Origin of the sequence: Pandoraea capi (assembly GCF_902459735.1) — a bacterium.
Lineage (GTDB): Bacteria > Pseudomonadota > Gammaproteobacteria > Burkholderiales > Burkholderiaceae > Pandoraea > Pandoraea capi.
The window spans coordinates 26,490-42,662 of the sequence record NZ_CABPRV010000008.1; the positions used below are offsets into that span (position 1 = coordinate 26,490).

12 protein-coding genes are annotated in these 16,173 nt (G+C 63.8%); 5 read left to right on the forward strand and 7 right to left on the reverse strand.

All coding sequences use genetic code 11. From position 1 onward, the window contains the following. Window positions 1–10: 10 nt before the first annotated feature. Window positions 11–2,656: a hopanoid transporter HpnN gene (hpnN, locus tag PCA20602_RS16455; RefSeq protein ID WP_150722152.1), complete on the reverse strand. Its 2,646-nt coding sequence runs from the start codon at window positions 2,654–2,656 to the stop codon at window positions 11–13. Between the two features lie 253 nt (window positions 2,657–2,909). On the opposite strand from hpnN, the gene PCA20602_RS16460 reads away from it, so the two are divergent. The 5 genes from PCA20602_RS16460 (at window position 2,910) to PCA20602_RS16480 (ending at window position 8,209) form a co-directional block, all read left to right on the forward strand. After that, window positions 2,910–3,551: an MlaC/ttg2D family ABC transporter substrate-binding protein gene (locus PCA20602_RS16460; RefSeq protein WP_150722153.1), complete on the forward strand. Its 642-nt coding sequence runs from the start codon at window positions 2,910–2,912 to the stop codon at window positions 3,549–3,551. Between the two features lie 358 nt (window positions 3,552–3,909). Then, the gene (gene ispH, locus PCA20602_RS16465; protein ID WP_069343590.1) at window positions 3,910–4,869 is read left to right on the forward strand and encodes a 4-hydroxy-3-methylbut-2-enyl diphosphate reductase; all 960 of its coding nucleotides are present in this window, start codon (window positions 3,910–3,912) and stop codon (window positions 4,867–4,869) included. 23 nt (window positions 4,870–4,892) lie between these two features. Further along, window positions 4,893–6,014, forward strand: coding sequence for an adenosyl-hopene transferase HpnH (gene hpnH / locus PCA20602_RS16470; RefSeq protein ID WP_069343591.1), 1,122 nt, complete (start codon window positions 4,893–4,895; stop codon window positions 6,012–6,014). Next, window positions 6,015–7,010 (forward strand): hopanoid-associated sugar epimerase, encoded by a 996-nt coding sequence (gene hpnA, locus PCA20602_RS16475; RefSeq protein WP_150722154.1) that lies wholly within the window; start codon window positions 6,015–6,017, stop codon window positions 7,008–7,010. It begins immediately after the preceding gene. Then, a complete protein-coding gene (locus tag PCA20602_RS16480) occupies window positions 7,007–8,209 on the forward strand; it encodes a glycosyltransferase (protein WP_150722155.1) in 1,203 nt (400 codons plus the stop codon). Before hpnA ends, PCA20602_RS16480 begins: the two co-directional genes overlap by 4 nt. Window positions 8,210–8,215: 6 nt before the next feature. On the opposite strand, the gene PCA20602_RS16485 is transcribed toward PCA20602_RS16480, so the two are convergent. The 6 genes from PCA20602_RS16485 to hpnD form a co-directional block, all read right to left on the reverse strand. Beyond that, entirely contained in the window at window positions 8,216–9,367 is a 1,152-nt protein-coding gene (locus PCA20602_RS16485) for a hypothetical protein (RefSeq protein ID WP_150722156.1), read from the reverse strand. A 331-nt stretch (window positions 9,368–9,698) separates the two neighbouring features. Then, a complete protein-coding gene (locus tag PCA20602_RS16490; RefSeq protein ID WP_150722157.1) occupies window positions 9,699–10,826 on the reverse strand; it encodes a DUF3472 domain-containing protein in 1,128 nt (375 codons plus the stop codon). Between the two features lie 152 nt (window positions 10,827–10,978). After that, on the reverse strand, window positions 10,979–11,674 hold the full coding sequence (locus tag PCA20602_RS16495; RefSeq protein WP_150722158.1) for a phosphorylase: 696 nt from the start codon (window positions 11,672–11,674) through the stop codon (window positions 10,979–10,981). Between the two features lie 131 nt (window positions 11,675–11,805). Next, window positions 11,806–13,770, reverse strand: a complete 1,965-nt coding sequence (gene shc, locus PCA20602_RS16500; RefSeq protein WP_150722320.1) for a squalene--hopene cyclase — start codon at window positions 13,768–13,770, stop codon at window positions 11,806–11,808. 247 nt (window positions 13,771–14,017) lie between these two features. Then, window positions 14,018–15,271, reverse strand: coding sequence for a hydroxysqualene dehydroxylase HpnE (gene hpnE / locus PCA20602_RS16505; protein WP_150722159.1), 1,254 nt, complete (start codon window positions 15,269–15,271; stop codon window positions 14,018–14,020). Next, on the reverse strand, window positions 15,271–16,119 hold the full coding sequence (gene hpnD / locus PCA20602_RS16510) for a presqualene diphosphate synthase HpnD (protein ID WP_083254095.1): 849 nt from the start codon (window positions 16,117–16,119) through the stop codon (window positions 15,271–15,273). The genes hpnE and hpnD overlap by 1 nt, the downstream gene beginning before the upstream one ends. Window positions 16,120–16,173: the final 54 nt, after the last annotated feature.

Consider the following 16,173-nt stretch of genomic DNA (forward strand, 5'->3'; position numbering starts at 1 on the left):
AATCAGGACATCAGGACTTCGGCGGCGGCGCCGCGCCATCGCGCGGCTTGCCCATGAGCACCGGCTGGAAGAACACCGCGCCGATCAACGTGCAGACCAGCGAGAGCGCCAGCAGCTTGCCCATGCTCGACGTGCCCGGGTGGTGCGACAGCCACAGGCTGCCGAATGCGATGCCGGTCGTCGCGGCAGACAGCACGATCGCCTGCGTCAGCCCGGACGCCAGCAGACGATACTGCCCGTGCCGCCACGCGATCACGTAGTAAATCTTGAACGCAACACCCACCCCCAGCAGCAGCGGCAACGCAATGATGTTCGCGAAGTTCAGCGGCAAACCGATCAGCACCGTGACTTCGAGCGTGACCGCCGCCGACACCAGCAGCGGCACGAGCGTACGCAGCACGTCGCCGAAACTGCGCAGCGCCAGCCACAGCAGCACGGTGATCGACAGCAGCGCCCACACCCCCGCCTCGATGAACGCGCGGATGATCGTATTGGCCGAACGAAGGATCGAGATCGGGCCCCCTACGGCGTCCGGCGTCGTGCGCAGCACCGCTTCGGTGAACTTGCGCAGCATCACGTCGTCGCTCGGATCGGCACCCTTCTCTACACGCGGGGAGATGTTCACGAGCGCACGTCCATCAGCGGCCACCCATTGCGAGGCGATGTCCTGCGGCAACGACTCACGCGTGACCTGCTGCGGTTGCAGCGCGTCGCGCAACTGGCCGAGCGCGAGCTTCAGCGGATCGGCAATCGCATGATCGGCACGGTCGCGGGTAGCCCGATCCGCTGCGGCGAGCTTGCGTAATGCGGCCGCCAGCCGTTGTGCTTCCTTGGCTCCTTCGCCGGGATAGTCCAGCGCGGCGTCTTCCAACTGGCCTGCCGCCGTCTTGAGCGCCGACACGCGCGTCGCATCCGGCACGCTCGCGAGCGGCGTTTGCGTGAGCACCGGCAGCAACGACTTCGCCGATGCCGCGATCATCGCCAGCTTGGCGGGTTGATCCGCCGGCAGGAACGTCGTGAGCGTCACGACACGCCCCACTTCCGGCACCGCGCGCAGTTTGGCGGCTTCGGCATCGGCGGTGGCCAGATCGGGCGCGAGCAACTGCACGTCGTTGACGCCCGCCTCCGGCGAGTTCGACAGGTCGATGAGCGTCGCCATCGACTCCGTGTGCGGGTCCTTCAGATGCAGCGGGTTGAAGTCGAAGTGCAGATGCGCGAGCAACGGCAACCCGGCGATCACCAGCGCCAGCGTGCCGTAGAGCAACGGCTTGCGATGCTTTTCGGTGAAGTCGTCGACCGGACCGAGGCTGCGGAACCCCGGCGGGCTCGCCTCGCCTTTGGGTTTGAACACGCTGATGAGCGCCGGGAGCAACGTAATGGCGGACGGGAACGCCACGCACAAAATGCCCACGCCCGCGATAAGGCCCAGCTCCGACACGCCGCGATAGTCCGTCGGCAGGAACGAGAAGAAGCTCGCTGCGGTGGCGGCAGCGGCCAGCGACAGCGGCATGGCGATCGCCTTGCCTGCACGCGCAAGTGCGCCGCGCAGCAGTTCGTCGCCGCCCACGCCGTCGTCGTGTTCCAGACGATGGCGCTCCTCACGATAGCGCACGCCGAACTGGATGCCGAAGTCCACGCCGATGCCGACGAACAGCACCGCGAACGCCACCGAAATCATGTTGAGCGCGCCGACCATCATCAGGCCCAGCGCGAAGGTGACGGCCAGCCCCGCGAGCAGCGTGATGAACACTGCGAGAATCATCTTGCCCGAGCGCACGGCCAGCCAGAGCACCACGAGCACGGCCAGCAGCGTGATGACGGCATTCGGCCCGGCGTCCTGACGCACCGAGGCAAACTCCTCGTCCGACAGCGGACGGGGCCCCGTGAGACGCACCGTCGCCCCGTAACGCTCGGCCAGCTTCAGGTCGGCGACGGCTTCGCGAATCCGCGTGGCAGCGTTGGCGCCCGCTTCGAGGGCGGCGTAGTCCAGCACGGGCTGCACCTGCACGTAGCTGCGCGCCACGGTGTCGGGGGCCACGAGTGCGCGCCACGACATCGCCGCCGGTCGCGACGGATCGTTGGCGAGCACGGCCTCGGAAGCATCGGCCGCGTTACCGAGCAGATGCGTCATGTCCGAGAGCTTCACCTGCCCGGTGAGCAGCGGCGTCTGCAACGTCACCGACAGGAGGTTCGACAATCCAGCCAGGCTCGGATCCTGAGCCAGACGGTTGAGCAGCGGCTTGGCGTCTTCGAGCTTGCCGGTGAGCGACTTCACGTCGTCGGTCGAGGCGAACAACAGTGCGTTGTGCGCGAAGAATTCCCCCGCGCCGGGACGGCTCACCGTGCGGAACACATCAGTTTCCGTTTCCAGCTTCTTCGCGAGTTCGGCGGCGGCCTTGTCGGCAAACTCGGCGGCCGGCGCCTGCACGACCGCCAGCGTCAGATCGGTCTTCTGCGGGAAGGCACGGTCGATTTCGCGACCCCGTTCGGCGGCAGCGGTATTCAGATCGATCAGGCTGGAGATGTCGGTGTTGATCGCAAAGTGCTTGGCGACATACACACAACTCGCCACGACGAGTAGCAGCGAAGCGAAGATGACCGGGTACGCGTGCTTCGCCGAAAAACGGACGATGCGCACGACGAGCGAAGTCAGCATGTAGCGGTTCCGGAAGAAAATGGACGTCTCACCGTCGGGCACAGCGCCCTTCCCGTCAATCGACCCATGCGTAACGAAAGGTTAAACATCGGCACAAATGTGGAACCAATCGGGGCCAATGCCCGTCGATCAGCCCAGGGAATGCGACGAAACGGTGAATTTACAAAATCGCAGCAGTATACAGGGGCCGCATGAGCATCATGTGCACTACACTACGGCCTACTCCGAATTCCACTGACTCAGACAAGCTGGTATGAACAAATTTCTGGTGACGGTTGCCACCGTCGCATTGAGCGGCATCGGTGGCGCATCGAGCGCCTGGGCGCAGGCGAGCGCCAATCCGAACGACATGGTGAAAACGGCCGTGGAGACGGTCGTCAAGGGCGTGAAGGCCGATGCGTCCGCCAAAACGGGCGACGTCAACGCCACGGCCAAGGTCGTCGCCCGCGACTTCCTGCCGTACGCCGACTTCCTGCGCACCACGCGCTACGCCGTCGGCACGAAGGTATTCGACGCCGCAACGCCGGATCAGCAGAAACGCGTTTTCGAAGAATTCCAGCAACTGCTCGTGAACACCTTCGCATTGCAGCTCTCGCAAGTGCGGGGCAGCGACATCTCCTTCAAGTTCGATCCGGCCAAACTCACCGCGAACAGCAGCGATGTCGTGGTCGGCGCGACCGTCAGCGGCCCCGGCGACAATCTGTCGGTGGCCTACCGTCTGGCGAAGACCGACAAGGGCTGGAAGATCTACGACATCAACATGATGGGCGAGAACGTGGCCAACGCCTGGCTGATCCAGTTGTACCAGCCGCAATTCAAGGCACGCATCGCTCAGGGCGGCATCGATAGCCTGATTTCGTACCTGCACGAGAAGAACGAGCGTTTCGGCAAGTAAAATCAATAACTTAGCGCTCCGGATCACCGCCCGCCGGGCCGATCCGGCCTGCATTCAGCGACGTTCGACCGGGATCGCATCCGAATCGGCGCAGATCTCAACCAGATAGGCGCCGGTTCGTCAACATTTACGCAACACCTGCCGACGTTTTCCCACAGGGGGTCGTCAGCATAATTTGGCGGCGGCGGTTACAATCGCTGCTTGTCAAACGACCGGACGGCGGTCCCCCCACGGGTGCATGCGATTTGCCATCGAAACGGGCCTTGCGTGCGTCATGAGGTCACATCGATCAGGATGTGGCGAGCCATGAACACCCGATAGAAACCGCCATCCCGGCCGACCTGAGCCGGAGAGCTGAATGCAAGTCCTACTTGCCCAACCCCGCGGGTTTTGTGCGGGTGTCATACGTGCCATCGAGATCGTAGAACGTGCGCTGGAGAAATACGGCGCTCCTGTCTACGTTCGTCATGAGATCGTCCACAACAAACATGTGGTCGATTCGCTCAAGGCGAAGGGCGCACGCTTCATTGCCGAGTTGTCCGAAGCCCCTGCGGGCGCTGTCACCATTTTCAGCGCGCATGGCGTCGCACGCGTCGTCGAGCAGGAAGCCGAAATTCGCGGCCTCAAGGTGCTCAACGCCACGTGTCCGCTCGTGACCAAGGTGCACATTCAGGGCAAGAACTACGTGTCCGCCGGACGCGAAGTGATCCTGATCGGTCACGCAGGTCATCCGGAAGTCGAGGGCACGATGGGCCAGATCGACGGCCCGGTGCACCTCGTGCAGACCGAAGCCGATGTCGACGCCCTGCCGCTCGCCATCGACACGCCGGTCTCCTATGTCACGCAGACCACGCTGTCGGTCGACGAGACTCGCGGTATCATTGCTGCGCTGCAACGTCGCTTTACCAATATCGTCGGCCCGAATACCAAAGACATCTGCTACGCCACGCAGAATCGCCAGACCGCCGTGCGCGAGCTGTGCGAGCGCGTGGACGTGCTGCTCGTGGTCGGAGCGACGAATAGCTCGAACTCGAACCGCCTGCGCGAAATCGGCTCCGAAATGGGGCTGCCGAGCTATCTCGTGGCCGATGGCTCCGAGGTAAATCCGGAATGGGTGCGCGGCAAAGCCCGCATCGGCATCACCGCAGGGGCGTCCGCGCCCGAGCGCATGGTCGAAGACGTGATCGACGCGCTGCGTCGCATCGACACGGTCGAAGTGACTCTCATGGACGGCATCGAGGAAACCATCCAGTTCCGCTTGCCGTCGGAATTGACCAAAGACGAGCCGGCCGCCGCACGCCACGCGGTCGCTGGCTAACGCTATACGAACAGGAGCCGAACTTGGCCATCCCCTTCCTGCAACAGGCGTATGTTGGCGCCTATCTGATGAAGCAACGCTTCAAGGGCAACAAGCGTTATCCGCTGGTGCTGATGCTCGAACCGCTGTTCCGCTGCAACCTGGCCTGCTCGGGCTGCGGCAAGATCGACTATCCGGATCCCATCCTGAACCAGCGCGTGTCGCTCAAGGACTCGCTGGACGCCGTGGACGAATGCGGCGCACCGGTCGTCTCGATCGCGGGCGGCGAGCCGCTGCTGCACAAGGAAATGCCGCAGATCGTCAAGGGCATCATCGAGCGCAAGAAGTTCGTCTATCTGTGCACGAACGCCCTGCTGCTCGAAAAGAAGATCGACGATTACGAGCCGAGCCCGTTCTTCGTGTGGTCGATTCACCTCGACGGCGACCGTGAAATGCACGACGCCGCCGTGTCGCAGGAAGGTGTGTACGACCGCGCCGTGGCCGCCATCAAGCTGGCGAAATCGCGCGGCTTCCGTGTGAACATCAACTGCACGCTGTTCAACAACGCCGATCCCGAAAAGGTCGCCAAGTTCTTCGATTCGACGAAGGACCTGGGCCTCGACGGCATCACCGTCTCGCCGGGCTACGCCTACGAGCGCGCCCCGGATCAGCAGCACTTCCTGAACCGTTCGAAGACCAAGCAACTGTTCCGCGATATTCTCAAGCGCGGCAACGGCGGCAAGAACTGGACGTTCAGCCAGTCGAGCCTGTTCCTGGACTTCCTCGCCGGCAACCGTTCGTATCACTGCACGCCGTGGGGCAACCCGACGCGTACGGTGTTCGGCTGGCAGCGTCCGTGCTACCTGCTCGGCGAAGGCTATGCCAAGACGTACACGGAATTGATGAACACCACCGACTGGGACAAGTACGGTGTGGGCAACTACGAGAAGTGCGCCGACTGCATGGTGCACAGCGGCTTCGAAGCTACGGCCGTGAACGAGACGATTTCGCACCCGCTGCGTGCACTGGGTGTGGCGCTCAAGGGCGTGCGTACCGAAGGCGCAATGGCCGAGGACATCTCGTTCGCCAAGCAGCGTCCGGCTGAGTTCGTGTTCTCCAAGCACGTCGAGATCAAGCTCGACGAATTGCGCCGGGCCAAGGCGTAAATGCCGTCGCGAGTGCTGGTCACCGGCGCCTCCGGGTTCGTCGGTTCTGCGGTAGCACGTACGGCGCTCGCGCGCGGTCATGAGGTTCGCCTGCTGGTGCGTGGCACCAGCCCCCGCGCGAACCTCGCCGACCTGCCTGTCGAAGTCGTGGAAGGCGATATGCGCGACGCCGCCTCCATGCAGCGCGCGCTGACCGGCGTGGACGCCCTGCTCCACGTCGCCGCCGACTACCGCCTCTGGGCGAAAGATCCCAACGACATCATGCGGGCCAATATCGACGGCACGCGCACCGTGATGGAAGCGGCGCTGCGTGCTGGCGTCGGGCGTGTGGTGTACACCAGCAGCGTTGCCACGCTGCGCGTGCACGACGCTGTCGGCCCCGTCGACGAAACCTCCCCGAACGATGAAGCGACGACCATTGGCGTGTACAAGCGCAGCAAGGTCGCGGCCGAGCGTCTGGTCGAGCGCATGATCGCCAACGACGGCTTGCCCGCCGTCATCGTCAATCCTTCCACGCCCATCGGCCCGCGCGACATCAAGCCCACGCCGACCGGACGCGTCATCGTCGAGGCCGCTCAAGGCAAGATTCCGGCGTTCGTCGATACGGGCCTGAATCTCGTGCACGTCGACGACTGCGCGGAAGGCCATTTGCTGGCGCTCGAACGCGGGCGCATCGGCGAGCGCTACATCCTCGGTGGCGACGACGTGCTGTTGCGCGACATGCTCGCGAGCATCGCCGGCATGGTCGGACGCAAGGCCCCGAAGGTCGCACTGCCGCGCTGGCCGCTCTACCCGCTGGCAATGGCGGCACAAGGCGTGGCGCGCTTCACCGGCAAGGAGCCATTCGTGACGGTGGACGGCCTGAAGATGTCGCGTTATCACATGTTCTTCTCCTCCGAGAAAGCCAGGCGCGAGTTGGGCTACACCGCCCGCGCTTACCCCGAAGGCCTGCGCGACGCGCTCGCCTGGTTTGGTTCTGCCGGATATCTCTCATGACTGTTTTGGCCTGGATCGCCGCCCTGTCGCTCGCTATCTGGATTTATCTGCTGAGTTCGCAAGGCGGCTTCTGGCGTGCGCGTGAGCGCGACGATCTCGACGAAGACCGTCTGCCCGCACCGGCCGAATGGCCCCCCGTGGCCGTCGTCATTCCTGCCCGTAACGAGGCTGAATCGATCGGTCAGGTGGTCGAATCGCTGTGCCGTCAGGATTACGCCGGCCGTCTTCGCATCATCGTCGTCGACGATCAGAGCAGCGACGGCACCGCCGATCTCGCCCGCGAAGCGGCTGCGCGCGCCGCGGCCGACGGTCTCACGCGCCGCGTGGACGTGCTCAGCGGCCAGCCCCTGCCCGGCGGCTGGACCGGCAAGATGTGGGCCGTTCGTCAGGGTGTGGCGTTCGCCAGCGACCCCGCGACGAACGACGACGGCATCGCGCCGACGTACCTGCTTCACACCGACGCCGACATCGCGCACACGCCCGAGAACGTGCGCCGTCTCGTCACGCGCGCGACCGGCGACAACCGCGTGCTCGTCTCGCTCATGGCGAAGCTGCGCTGCACGGCGTGGTTCGAGCGCACGCTGATCCCGGCCTTCGTGCTGTTCTTCCAGATGCTCTACCCCTTTGCGTGGGTGAACGATCCGAAAAAGAAGATGGCCGCCGCTGCCGGCGGATGCATGCTGATTCATCGCGCGTCGCTCGAAGCGGGCGGCGGTATCGAAGCCATTCGCGACGAAATCATCGACGACTGCGCCATGGGACGCCTGCTCAAGAAGCAGGGTTCGATCTGGCTGGGATTGACGGAGCGCGCGGTGAGCGTGCGTCCGTACGACAATCTCGGCGAGATTCGCAAGATGGTCTCGCGCACGGCTTACGCACAGTTGCAGTACTCGCCGGTGCTGCTGGCGGGCACGATCGTATCACTGCTGCTCACGTTCATCGTGCCGCCTGCCATGACGATTTTCGGCTCGGGCATTGGTCAATGGCTGGGCCTCTTCGCATGGATCGCCATGACGATCTCGTATCTGCCGATGCTGCGCTTCTACCGCCAGCCATCGAGCTTCGGGCCGCTGCTGCCCCTGGTGGCTGCGCTCTACACGGTCTTCACGTTCGACTCGGCGCTGCAACACTGGCGCGGCCGTGGCGGCATGTGGAAAGGCCGCGCGCAGGCGCGCGGCCAGCAGTCGTCGTCGAACTGAATCCCTTCAGGGTAAAAGCAGGACGCCTCGGTCTCGACCGAGACGTTCCGCCTCACTCGTCTTTGGACGCCGCCGCAACGCCCTCGGTTCGTCCGACGCCTCGCGATAGAACCAATGATGATCCAGACCGGTCGACGGCATTGCAGGCAATGGCGGCATGGTGACTTCCAGACGCGACAATGCTAACGCTCGCGCCGAATTCGGATCAATGAGCGGGCACATGCCCGGCGCATCGCCCGGACGCGAGACGGATGCGCTCAGGTTCAGCGCAACCAGGGCAGTTTGCAATGGCGTGGAAGGCCGCAGTTGCGGCACGGCCGACACCTTCGCTCGCGTGGATGGTGCCTCGTCGGCAAGTTCCGGCACGATATACGGTAGGCCGAGACGTTCAGGACATGCGGCGCGCCATCGGCTCGTGGCAACGCTCCATGTCCACGCCACCCCGACCCCGGCAAAACGCCACCGGTAGGCGACCTCGGCAATCTCTCGCGCCAAGTCGCGAATACGATCGAACAACGTCTGGGCGGCCGGTGGCTCCGCAAATTCGGGCCCCTCGGCAAAGGCACTCTCGACGTCGCTGCCGAAGACTTCGTCACTGGCCAGTTGCCAGACCCGGGCGGCTTCAATGGCTTCATCGGCGTCTCGGCGGCGCCATACCTCGTAGGCAGCAGCAGGCGACAAGAATTCCATGCGTGTGGTGTATGTGTCGTTGATACGTTCGACGAACTGCCTGATCGTCTCCCGCGTCTCGACGTCGATATCTTCGAGACTTTCTTCGTAGGCAAACAAGCACAGCACGAAGTAGATCGAACGTCCCGATACACCGGATGGTTTTGGCGTCTGCGAGTAAAGCCTGTCAATCAACGCGCCGATAGCGTCACCCGGAACTTGCGACGCAGCGGGATCCGGCAGATCACGCAACGTCGTCGAGATATAGGTGCATGTTTGCAGCGCGGCATGGAGGTACTTCGGCCGCAAAGCCAGCAAAGTGTCGTGCGTCGGACACGTCATCGCCGATTCCGCCGCATTGTGCCGCGTTGCCGGCACGTCATTCGCCACGGTCGAGGCAGGCGTCAGAGCGCCAGGGTTCGAGATGCTACCGATCATGAAAGCTCCACCAGAAGGGGTCGGAACGTCGACGTCGGTCGTGGCCAGCACGCGCAGCCGACTACCCACTCACCGGCGACGACGGTGTCGCAATCCCCATCGATTCCCGCAAGCATGTGGCGTGCGTAAGCAACGTGGGGATGCCCCGTCATCCTTTCCGACCGACCGAGGGGTCACTTTCAGGATTGGCTCCTGACGCCGGAGCGCCACGAATCGCTCGCACCAAAGCCATGTCAGACAGGGCGGGAGATCGGCGCAAGCAGAGAGATACGCGACACAAACTGGGGGGATTCCCCAAGGTTTTCCTGCGCACATCCCACTTTACGCGTGACGCGTGCCGCGATTCCCGCCTGAGTCAATGCTGAGCGTGACGCTGCGCGTCTCACGGCGCAGTCCATTGCTGCAACCCAGTGCCGAGGCACGTGAAAGCTCTCAGAGGCGCCTCAAGCGCGGCGTGTTCAAGCGGATCGAGACACTTAGCCGTACCCGCATTGAAATATGTGCTGGTTCGCGGCACCTTCAACCACTGTTGCCTAGCGCTGTCCGAACACGCCTGCGCGACGACACGATCGTTGCCATCCACCCCCAGGCACTGCGCTGGCTGACTCACGCGATGCAAACGATATTGCACATCATGACTGAAGATCTGATTCGCGTTGGGCGAGCAGTGATACAACCCGGCAGCCGCACCACCGCTCAACAAGTCCAGGCAATACCCCGAGAAGGTGTTTCTCAACTGCTTTTCCTGAAAAGGCGCCGACGGATTGGCACTCAGTGTACAAATTGCCTCTGTCGAACAGAACGATTTGGCAACCGACATGCAATTGCCGTAGGTATTGGTGCGGGTGCTGGAGGGTCTCACCGTGCCGCCATTTGCCGTGGGAACGCCGTAGACCGCAATCGCCGTCGGAACAGCCGCGCAACTCGGCAGTTCGTTCTGCCCCTGCGAAAAATTCTCGACCCATTCAACCAGTTGCGATAGTCCGCCGTAAGAGGTCGGCACGACGATCGTGGCCACGGCGACTTGTGCATTGGTCTGAGTATCGATGATCGTCGCGCGCCATCCATCAGCCCCGTCCTTGGCGACCCTGACCTTATACGTCACGCCCTCCTTCCATGCGTAATTGATCCAGCACTGCACACCATTACCTTCGTGGGAGAAGTAGCCGCAATTCGCACCCGTCGAGTCTCTCCATCCGGTCGCATTCCAGATCGAGAAATTCAATATCTTGTCGTAACCGGATACACTCTGGAGTCCGACATATCCGGAATCCTGTGTTCCCGTGAAACTCCATTGATGCGCCCAATAGGTCCTTCCGTTGTATCCGGGCTCTTTCGTCACGGTGATGGTGAACTCCATATCGTGATACCCCCCGGAGACGACCGGAAACGTTCGATACACGATCGCCATGCCACCTGCAACGACCGCATGAGCCGGCCCGTGAAGCAATGCCAGGCATAGCGCCAGGCCTAATGCAGCCGCATGAAGCATTCTTCGAAGTGCGGTCATGACGTGCTCCTTTCGCCCAGGTTCGATGGGACATCAACGACGCGATGTGCCGCCTCGTTCACACGAGGTCGCACCGGTCACGCTGCTATACCGTAGGGCAAAAGTCGTTCGCTGCCACCTGTCAACGTTGTCAGGTCAAGCGCGTCAAAGGATCAAATCCCGGCCATTGCCGCCCCAAACCCTTCGCCGAGGCGCAACGCGACGATCTGACGGCCATGTGTCATCGCCTTTTTGGCGCGTCCGGCGTCCTGCCCCACGCGTAGCAGCGCGGGCAGTTGGAGCGGATTGCCCGCCAGCGAGCGCAGCACCCCAAGGATGTCGGTGGAGCCGTCGCTGCGCATCCCGGCGAGCGCCGCCGGGGGCAGCGACCGCTCGGCAGGATCGATCACCACGCGCGCCACGACGAATGGCAATCCATGCGCCTGCGCCACACGCGCCACGATATGCGACTCCATGTCGGCCGCCGCAGCACCGCTCTCGCGGAACAACGCGGCCTTGTCGGCGGCACTCACCACCGGGGCCGTCACGCCGGCCATATCGGCGCGCAGGGCTCGCGGGATGGCACGATGCAATGCGTCGGCCCACGCAATGGACGTCACGTACTCGCGTGCCTGCTGCGGCATGTCGAGCACCTTTTGCGCAATGACCCACTGCCCCGCCGTCACACCGGGAATCAACCCACCGGCCGTACCGAAGCTCACAAGCCCCCGGGCGCCCTCACGCGCAATCGTCGCTTCGAGTTCGCCTGCCAGCGTGCTGTTCTGCGCACAGACGACACGCACCCCGTCGCCCCGGGCGATACGGGCTTCGAACGGCATACCGGTCACGACGACGATGGGCTGGCTCATACGCTTCCTTCAGCGATTACGACGAAAGTGGCAATAACGACGACAAACGACTCGCCCCGGCCATCGACGCGAAACCCAAAGCGCGCGATGCCGGGGCGACGAATTCCCGATTCAGGCGACGTGCGTCGATCTTACATGCCGCACGGCACCGGGCAATCGTTGCGCACCGTGAGGTTACGGTAGCGTGCGAGCGCCCACAGCGGGAAGAACTTTCGATAGCCGTGATAACGCAGATAGAACACGCGCGGAAAACCCGTCGCCGTGTACAGCTCCTCGTCCCACAGGCCTTCCTCGTTCTGCGTATTGAGCAGATAGTCGATGCCGCGCTTGACCGCCGGATGCTCGGCCTTGCCCGCCGCCATCAGACCGAGCAATGCCCAGGCCGTCTGCGACGACGTGCTCGCCGCCGCTTCGTAGCCCTTGTATTCGAGCTTGTAGCTGTCGCCGTCTTCGCCCCAGCCGCCGTCGGCGTTCTGGATCGAGAGGAGCCACTGGGCGGCCTTCACCATCGCCGGATGCTCCGGCGCAATGCCCGCGCCCGCCAGACCGCACATGGCCGACCACGTGCCGTACACGAAATTCATGCCCCAGCGGCCGTACCAGCTACCGTCGGCTTCCTGATCGTCGAGGATGTACTTCAGCGCCAGCGCCGCCGAGGCACGGCGCTCCGGCGACTGCGGCAGTTGCGCGAGCATCGACAGGCAGCGTGCAGAGACGTCGACCGTTGGCGGATCGAGCAACGCGCCGTGATCCGAGAACGGAATATTGTTCAGGTACAGATGCGTGTTTTCGGGTTCGAACGCGCCCCAGCCGCCATTGCTGCTCTGCATGCCGATGACCCATTCGGTGCCGCGATCGATGGCGTATCGCATCGGGCGCGTGCTCGCATCGATCTTGTCGTTCTCGAACTTTCCGGCGAGCTTCTCATAGCGGTCCATGGCCATCGCCACGACGGCAGTGTCATCCACGTCCGGATAGTGCGGATTGGCGAACTGGAAGGCCCAGCCCCCCGGACGCACATTCGGACGACGCGAAATCCAGTCGCCGCGCACATCGAGAATCTGCAACGGGACGAGCCAGTCCAACCCCTTGCCCGCCAGTTCAATGGCGCGCTTGTCCCCGGTTTCGAGCAGCGCGTGCGCGGACAGCGCGGTGTCCCACACCGGTGACAGGCACGGCTGCACGTACGTCTCATGATCGGCCGGCGTCACCAGCTTCTCGACCGATTTGCGTGCAATCGCACGACTCGGATGATCTTCCGGATAGCCGAGCACGTCGAACATCATGACCGCGTTGGCCATTGCCGGATAAATGGCGCCGAGACCGTCCTCCCCGTTCAGACGCTCTTCCACGAACGCCACTGCACGCTTGACCGACTTCTCACGCAGCTTCTTCGGGAAGAACGGATCGAGCGCACGCAGCACGTGATCGACGCCGGAGAAGAACGTGAACCAGAAACGGCTCTGATGCGGCGCGCGCTTCGGGGGACCGACATCCTTCGGGCTGCCGATGAACAGCTCATCGATCTGCACGCCCTTCGGATTGCGCGCGAGCGGGCGCTTGGCCTGCAACACGAGCAACGGCACGATCACCGTGCGCGCCCAGTACGACACCTTCGAGAGATGGAACGGGAACCACTGCGGCAGCAGCATGATCTCGACAGGCATCATCGGCACCGCCTTCCACTCCAGCACGCCGTACAACGCCAGCAGAATGCGCGTGAAGACGTTCGAATTCTGCGCACCGCCGCGCGAGATGATGGCCTCGCGGGCGCGCACCATGTGCGGTGCGTCGACGGCATCGCCGATCATCTTGAGCGCGAAGTACGCCTTCACGCTCGCGCTCATGTCGAACTTGCCGTTGTAGAACAGCGGCCAGCCGCCGTGCTCGCCCTGAATGCGACGCAGATACGCGGCAATCTTCGCCTCAAGTTCGGCGTCGACCTTCTCACCCAGATGATGACGAAGCAGCACGTACTCGGCCGGAATCGTCGCGTCGGCTTCCAGCTCAAAGAGCCAGTGACCGTCGTCCTGTTGCAGGTCGAGCAGCGCGGTAATCGAACGGTCGATACCCGTTTCCAGCGTCTGCGTCGCCATCGCCGTGCTCACCTTCTGGGCGAGTTCGGTATGCAGTTTGAGGTCCACGGCCGTGGCAGTGGCCGTGCGTCGCGCTTCCTTGTCGGAAGCATCGCGTATCGTATCCATGGCGTTCTTGCCTGTTCAAGGCGTAAAGACGATAAAGTGGCGCGCTTTACACATCGGTAAAGACGATGCGCCGATGAAACGTTCCTGCTGTGGGCGGCGCCGGCACGATGGCCGGCGAGCGCGGCGACAGTCGCCCGGGTCAGGTCCGGTGCAACATGTCGGCGGCACGATTGCCGCTGCGCAACGCGCCTTCGATCGTGGCGGGCAGCCCGGTGGCCGTCCAGTCGCCGGCGAGCACGAGGTTGCGCCAGCGAGTCTTCGCACCGGGCCGACGCTTGTCTTGAGCCGGCGTCGCCGCGAACGTGGCGCGCTTCTCACGCACCAGTTGCCACACCGGCATCGGTGTGGACGGAATCTTGCAGGCCTTGGCGACCTCTTCCCAGATGCGCAACGCGAGCGATTCCCGCGACTCGTCGAGCAGATGATCCGCGCCGCTGATGGTCACCGACAACCGCCCGTCGAACGAGAAGATCCAGTCGCTCACACCGTTCACCACGCCGATCATCGGCGGGCAGCCCGGCGGCGGCGGCACCTGGTAATGCGCATTGACGATGGCACGGTATTCGTCCGGCGTCGTCAGATCGGGCACCAGCGACGCGGCCACGTTCGGCGGCACCGCGAGCACGACCGTATCGTCGGCGGCCAATGCTTCCGGGCCATCGCCGAAATCGATCGATTCGACACGGCTGCCATCGGCGGCGTAGTGCAGCGCCCGCACGCGGTGTTGCATCATGACGCGCGCCCCCTTGGCTTCCAGATAGGCCAGCGCGGGCGTCACGAATGTGACATCCAGTCCTTCGCTCGCGATCAACGGATGACAAGCCTTGCCGCCAGGCACCAGCGTCTCGCGAATCACGGCGCCGGCCATCTGCGCCGAACCCTCCGCCGGGTCGGCGTTGAGCACGGCGAGGAATAGCGGATGAATCAGCCGCTTGTACAGCACGGGCGGGCAATTCATGGCGTCGGTCATCGTGGCGTCCGGCCCGGCGCGCAACAGCGGCGCCAGCGACAGATAGTCCGACCACTTCGTGCCGGGCACGCGAGCGCCCTTATCGAAAATCCACCACGGCACACGGCCTTCCGACAAACGCACCGTCCAGCGCTCGTCGCTATCGAGGTCGACGAAGGCGAACTCGGCACGACCGGGACCGGTGAGCGTATGTTCGGACCCGATGGTGCGCGTGAACTCACGCATCGTCGAGTTGCCCGAGAGCACCAGATGGTTGCCGTTATCGATCACGGCATTCAACTGACGGTCGAAATACGAGCGGCAGCGGCCACCGGCCTGCGGCGCCGCTTCGTGCAGCACCACGGGCACACCACGCGTGGCGAGCCTGACCGCGGCGGCCAGCCCTGCGAGACCGGCGCCGATGACGTGAACCGTGCCCGCCATCAGAAAGCCATCTGCCGCAGCAGCATCAGAATCAGACGCCAGCGCGGAACACGCACGCGCTCGCGGGGCACGGCAAAGCCGCGCGCAATGAGTTTGTCGAGAATCGCACCATAGGCGCGCGCCATCACCGCCGGGGCGATCACCACGCGACGCGGATGCCGCGCCATGATCGCGCGCGCCCGGGCGTAGTGTTCACGCGCCTGCGCGACGAGCGGCGCACAGGCACGGTCGAGTTTCGCGGCGACGACCGTCTCCGGCGTCGCACCCACGATACCGGCGTCCGCCAGCGTCTCGCGCGGCAGGTACACGCGTCCGATGCCGGCATCCTCGTCGATATCGCGCAGAATGTTCGTCAACTGGAGCGCCCGGCCGAGGTGATACGACAGATCGATGCCGTCCTGCTCAGGCATGCCGAACACCTTGACCGACAGACGGCCGACGGCACTCGCGACACGGTCGCAGTAAAGATCGAGCGTCGGGAGATCGGGGGCGACGATGGGGCCGCAGGCGTCCATTTCCATGCCGTCGATGACCGCCAGAAAGTCTTCGTGCTTCAGGCCGAATTGCTTGACGGCACGCGCCAGATTCGCGAGCGACGGCGTCGGGCGGCCTTCGTACAGATCGGCCAGATCACGTCGCCACACGGCCAGACGCGCCATGCGGTTCGCCGACGTGTCGTCGCCGTCGTCGGCGATATCGTCCACGGCGCGGCAAAAGGCATAAATCTCGAACATGCCTTCGCGTTGCGCGGGCGGCAGAATGCGCATGGCAGCATAGAAACTGCTGCCCGACGCCACGCGTGCACTGCTTTGCTCAGGCGAAATTTCGATCGGTTCGGCGACGCTCACGAGGCTCCTCGTCCTACAGGGGAACAGGGTGACACTGCAAAACGCCGGAAAAAT

Coding starts and splice junctions, on each gene's coding strand:
- hpnA (WP_150722154.1), top strand. CDS start 6,015: ATGCCGTCGCGAGTGCTGGTCACCGGCGCCTCCGGGTTCGTCGGTTCT.
- ispH (WP_069343590.1), top strand. CDS start 3,910: ATGCAAGTCCTACTTGCCCAACCCCGCGGGTTTTGTGCGGGTGTCATA.
- hpnE (WP_150722159.1), bottom strand. CDS start 15,271: ATGGCGGGCACGGTTCACGTCATCGGCGCCGGTCTCGCAGGGCTGGCC.
- PCA20602_RS16495 (WP_150722158.1), bottom strand. CDS start 11,674: ATGAGCCAGCCCATCGTCGTCGTGACCGGTATGCCGTTCGAAGCCCGT.
- PCA20602_RS16460 (WP_150722153.1), top strand. CDS start 2,910: ATGAACAAATTTCTGGTGACGGTTGCCACCGTCGCATTGAGCGGCATC.
- PCA20602_RS16480 (WP_150722155.1), top strand. CDS start 7,007: ATGACTGTTTTGGCCTGGATCGCCGCCCTGTCGCTCGCTATCTGGATT.
- shc (WP_150722320.1), bottom strand. CDS start 13,770: ATGGCGACGCAGACGCTGGAAACGGGTATCGACCGTTCGATTACCGCG.
- hpnN (WP_150722152.1), bottom strand. CDS start 2,656: ATGCTGACTTCGCTCGTCGTGCGCATCGTCCGTTTTTCGGCGAAGCAC.
- PCA20602_RS16490 (WP_150722157.1), bottom strand. CDS start 10,826: ATGACCGCACTTCGAAGAATGCTTCATGCGGCTGCATTAGGCCTGGCG.